Source organism: Blautia sp. ZXY-1-C6 (genome assembly GCF_056339875.1).
Genome location: NZ_JBWJVQ010000135.1, coordinates 1 through 4,740, shown reverse-complemented (window position 1 = coordinate 4,740; position 4,740 = coordinate 1). Strand labels below are relative to the sequence as shown.

5 protein-coding genes are annotated in these 4,740 nt (G+C 42.3%); all 5 read right to left on the bottom strand.

Going from position 1 to position 4,740, the window contains the following annotated elements; genetic code table 11:
- A partial coding sequence (locus tag AC075J_RS05325) for a DUF3786 domain-containing protein (RefSeq protein ID WP_476390113.1) occupies positions 1 to 259 on the bottom strand: 259 nt, incomplete at its 3' end.
- 106 nt (positions 260 to 365) lie between these two features.
- The gene (gene acsV / locus AC075J_RS05320) at positions 366 to 2,306 is read right to left on the bottom strand and encodes a corrinoid activation/regeneration protein AcsV (RefSeq protein ID WP_022380769.1); all 1,941 of its coding nucleotides are present in this window, start codon (positions 2,304 to 2,306) and stop codon (positions 366 to 368) included.
- A 106-nt stretch (positions 2,307 to 2,412) separates the two neighbouring features.
- Positions 2,413 to 2,631 carry a hypothetical protein gene (locus tag AC075J_RS05315; RefSeq protein ID WP_476390112.1) on the bottom strand — a complete coding sequence of 73 codons (219 nt, stop codon included), beginning with the start codon at positions 2,629 to 2,631 and terminating at the stop codon, positions 2,413 to 2,415.
- 1 nt (position 2,632) lies between these two features.
- Positions 2,633 to 3,199, bottom strand: coding sequence for a dihydropteroate synthase (locus tag AC075J_RS05310; protein WP_476390111.1), 567 nt, complete (start codon positions 3,197 to 3,199; stop codon positions 2,633 to 2,635).
- A gap of 117 nt (positions 3,200 to 3,316) precedes the next feature.
- On the bottom strand, positions 3,317 to 4,675 hold the full coding sequence (gene acsC, locus AC075J_RS05305; RefSeq protein ID WP_025577065.1) for an acetyl-CoA decarbonylase/synthase complex subunit gamma: 1,359 nt from the start codon (positions 4,673 to 4,675) through the stop codon (positions 3,317 to 3,319).
- Between the last annotated feature and the right edge of the window lie 65 nt (positions 4,676 to 4,740).

Genomic DNA, 4,740 nt, shown 5'->3' with positions numbered 1-4,740 from the left:
TTGCATAGATCATGTTCTCCAGTGGATAAAAACCTTTATCATCCGGAGTATGTGTTACTTCAAAATCCGGCCATGTAATCTGATACTGTGTTCCAAGAAAAGTTAAAGTAAGTTTTTTTGCTTCTTCATCGTAAGGAATAGACAGTCTGGAAGCAATTTCCTTCGGATCTGCAGTTGCAAACTCCTGAGTATAATGCTCCCATGGCATTCTTTCCTTACTGTCTTTTTCATAATTTAAGTCATTTAAGCTAAACGCCATATAAATCTCCATAAACAGGACAGATCAAAGGAATCTAAAGATCCGTCCTGTTATTTTTATTTCTCTAGATATTCATAATTTCTCATATAGAAATTACTGAAATTCATCAGCGGTTCTGAACCTCTTCCATTACAGTCGGGAACATACTTGTATCTGTATGAGGAATAAAACATGCACCTACAAATTCATCCATATAGATCGGTACTGTAGAAAGTTCCATATATGTCATATTTGCAGCAAGTTCATAAGTCTTCTTCTCTGCCGGTGTTGACAGAAGCATCAGATACGCACCTGTCAGAGAAGAGTTACCAATGTAGTGGAATTTCTCGATCGGGATATCCGGGAACATACCGATGTTGACTGCATTCTGCATGTTGATACCGCTTCCGATACCGCCTGCAACATACACATCATCGATCATGCTCACATCGAAGTCCAGAGAAGTAAGCATTGTGCGGATTGCTGAGAAGATGGCACCTTTGGCACGGATGAAGTTGTCAATATCAACTTCTGTGATCTCAACATCCTTTACAGAACCTGCCTCTTCCTCAAATGCAAGGATATAGCTGCCCATTCCATATTTGTCATGTTTGATTCTCTTTCCTTCGCGGATAAATTTACCCTTCGGATTGATAATTCCGCAGATATAAAGTTCACTGATCACATCGATGATACCGGAACCACACAAACCTACAGGTTTGGTTCCCGGATCACCTACGATCTTGTAGGTCGGCTCCATAGTCTCTTTGTCAATGGTACATGCTTCGATGGCTCCATCTGTGGCACGCATACCACAGCTAATGTCACCACCCTCAAAGGCAGGACCTGCGGAACATGCGCAACTCATCATAAAATCTGAGTTTCCAAATACAAGCTCTCCGTTTGTACCAAGGTCGATAAACAGTGAAAACTCCGGCCTGTTCCAGATCTGGCTGACCAGGGTTCCGGCTGTAATATCGCCGCCTACATAGCTTCCGATATTCGGCGCCATAATAATATGAGCGTCTTTATTAATATCAATTCCCACATCAGAAGCAAAGAGGGAATTGGTCTTAAAGAATGCAGGGATATATGGTTCTGTACGTAATGGATCAGAATTAATTCCTGCAAACAGATGATTCATAGTTGTATTAGATGCCACGCACATTCTGTATATGCGGTTTTTCGGGAATTTGGCACTTTTGCACATCTCGTTGATCATCGGATTGATGGTTTCTTTGATCACAGCATCCTGCAGCTTTTGCTGGCCGCCCGGTTTCTGTGATTCTACAATTCGGTTAATAACGTCTGCACCAAAACGGATCTGTCCGTTTCCGGCAGAACTCTTTGCCAGAATTTCACCGTTTTCCATATTGATCAGTACAGCGGAAACAGTTGTTGTACCAATATCGATTGCCAGACCACCGATTACTACATCTTCGTCTTTACCGAAGATATCATACACAAACATATCGTCAGAAGTAGCGCGGATCACACATTTTACTGAAAAATTACTCTCTCTCAATACATCCGGAAGCTTTTTCAGAACTGCATAAGGGATTCTGACTCTGCTGATATTCAGATACTTCCGCAGTGCTCTTGTAAGTCTCTCGTTATCCGGCATTGTGTCATCCAGAGACGGAGGATCCATTGTGACATCCACAACCTCCAGACTGTTTTTCAATTCGATGCCTGCAAGTTCTACATCTCTTTTGGCATTTTCAAAAATGGCTATTTCCTCTTTAGAGCTTAAATCAGCTACTTTCATTCTGCTCTTATAGGCAGATGCAATATCAGGTACCAGCACATTTACATCTGCACTGATCTTGCTGCAGCATGCAAGGCGCCATCCTTCCTGATATTCTTCGTCAGAAATATGTAATGTCTTTTTGCTCTCCAGTTCTCCGCTCTTTAACTGGACACGGCATTTTCCGCAGGCTCCGTTTCCAGAACATGGTGCATCGATCGCCACATTGGCTCCACGAGCTACCTCAAGTAAATTGTCCCCCGCATTGGCAAACGCTTCTACCACACTGCCATCTTCGAATGAAAATGTTACCTTAAACATTCGGCAACCACCTTTCTCATAATCGTTAATAGCCTGTAATAAAACAAGGGCCGAAGACCGAAGCCTTCAGCCCCCATAATTATGTATTCAATTCGTATGAAACTGATTAGATTTCCAGATAGGAATCTGCATACAGTGTATTGCCTTTGAATACATCACAGGATTTGATAGTTTCCATCAGACGAAGGTCGTTAGGGTTAACGATTGCTGATGTAAGACCATTCATCATAGCCATTGCTACAAGAGCAGAGTCCATGATCGGACGGATATGTTTTGGCATACCGTTACTGTTGTTAGAAAGACCACCTGTAGAGTTCAGTCCCATTTCAGAGAACATCTTTGATAGCTTCAAGAACTTCCATCTGTTTGTCCTGCATTCCTTTTACAACGAGGAATAACGGGTCAAACCACAGATCTTCTGTATCCATGCCCTGAGCCATACCTCTTTCAAGCATGTTCTGGCAGTGCATCATACGCTCATCATTGTCAGCTGCTACCATACCAGAGGAGCAAAGTGCGATACAGATTGCATCATTTGCTGCTGCAAGGTCGATATTGGAAATTCTGTCACCTGCGTCTGCAGAGTTAACGATTGGTTTTCCTTTTGCTCTGTTGTATACAGAAATACCAGCTTCGATAGCTTTCTGGTTTGTTGTATCCAGTGCAAGCGGAACATTATCAAACTCAGACTGAAGGAGCTGAACAGCCCATTTCATTAAGTCTTCGCCATCATTTTCTGCAGGTCCGATATTTACATCGAGGTAAGTAGCACCAGCATCCAGCTGCTGTTTTGCTCTTTTGATGATCGGTTCAGGATCTCTTTCTGTAAATGCTTTGTTTACTGCCGGTGCAGTAGTGGAAAGTCTTTCTCCAATTGTTACGAATTTTGCCATAACCCTGTTCTCCTTTTATATTTATTTATACAGAGAAATCTGACAATTGCAGATCCCTCTGCATACATTTTTCTTTATAATCCGGCCGGTACAAAACCGACCAGATGTTTACGGTCATTAGATCTGGCCGTCTGCCTGCAGATCCTTTAAGAATTTAACAAGCTGTACAGCTTCTCTTGGTCCAACGATGATTTCCCATCCAGGAAGTTTTGCTTCCAGATCACCCTTCAGAACCGCTACTTTACCAGGAATGATCAGTTTTCTGGATTTAACCTTCGGTTCAACATTCTCTTTGATATAAGAAGAAATACTGTTACCGGAGAATTTACCAGCTGCCCATGATGTCAGTACGGAAAGTCCGCCTGCATCATTGATTACCAGGTTAAGCGGAACACCGGAACGCTCCAGCTCGCCGGATACTACGAAATATGTAAGAGCAAAGTCTACAGTAGTAACTACTACTGCATTCTCATCAGCACCATTTAACGGATAGATGCCTGGCTCAACTTTCATTGGCTTCTGCGGGTCAGTGTAAACGTTCTGACGCAGACCATATAATGGAAGAGCCTCTGCATATGTCATCTGCTCCATAACGATGATGGAACCATATTTCATTGTAAACATAGATGCTAAAGCTGCCTGTAAGTGAAGGTCACCTTTTGCGATCTTAACAAGGTTTACGATAGATGGATAACCAAATGTTCTGTCCTGGTCTTTCAGAGCTGCACGACGAACCTGTACAGTGTTTGCAAAGGTTTCTTTAATGTCAGCGCCTGTTGTATCAAGAACAAGATTCTTGTTTCCAAGTTTTTCAAGAGCTGCTGTTGTATCATATAATTCATTTAAGTCTTTACCGGATACACCGAGAACAACACCTGCTTCTGTAGCAACTGCGTTCATTGCTTCATAGTTGGAAGCATCAGCACCGTTTAAGACCGGTTTGCTGTCTTTGCATACTGCAAGAGCTGCTTTAGCGATTTCAGGATCTTTACAGTCAAGAACTAAAGTTCTGCCAAGACCTGCTGCTTTTTCTACAAGTGCAGTATATTTAGCTGCATCTGCGCCTTCACCACAGTTTACATATACAAGTTCAGCATACATTCTTTCGCCGATACGGTCATAATCTACCTTCGGGATTTCTGCAAGTTTTGCCTCTACTGCAGCGTCATCCATGCATGTGCACAGAGCTACTGCATATCTTGGCTTGCTTACAAATGTTTTTTCATGTCTGAATAATACTGTTTCTCCACCCAGAGTGTGCTCTTCTGCACCAGTACCAATTTTGATTGTCTTCATTGGCGGAGCAGTAGCCTCGGAAAGAGATGCTAAAGCTTCATCAGACATATGCGGACATTGTTCGATTTTCATAGCGCCCTGAGCAACTTTCATAGAGAAAGCCATACAAGTTGGGCATCCGCATTCCTTACAGTTTTTCTTTGGTGTTAATTTAAAAATCTGAATACCATTCAGTGCCATTTTATTTGTTCCTCCTATTCAATTACGCAAGTGCTTTGATCATTCTGGAAATAGCTGCAACAGCT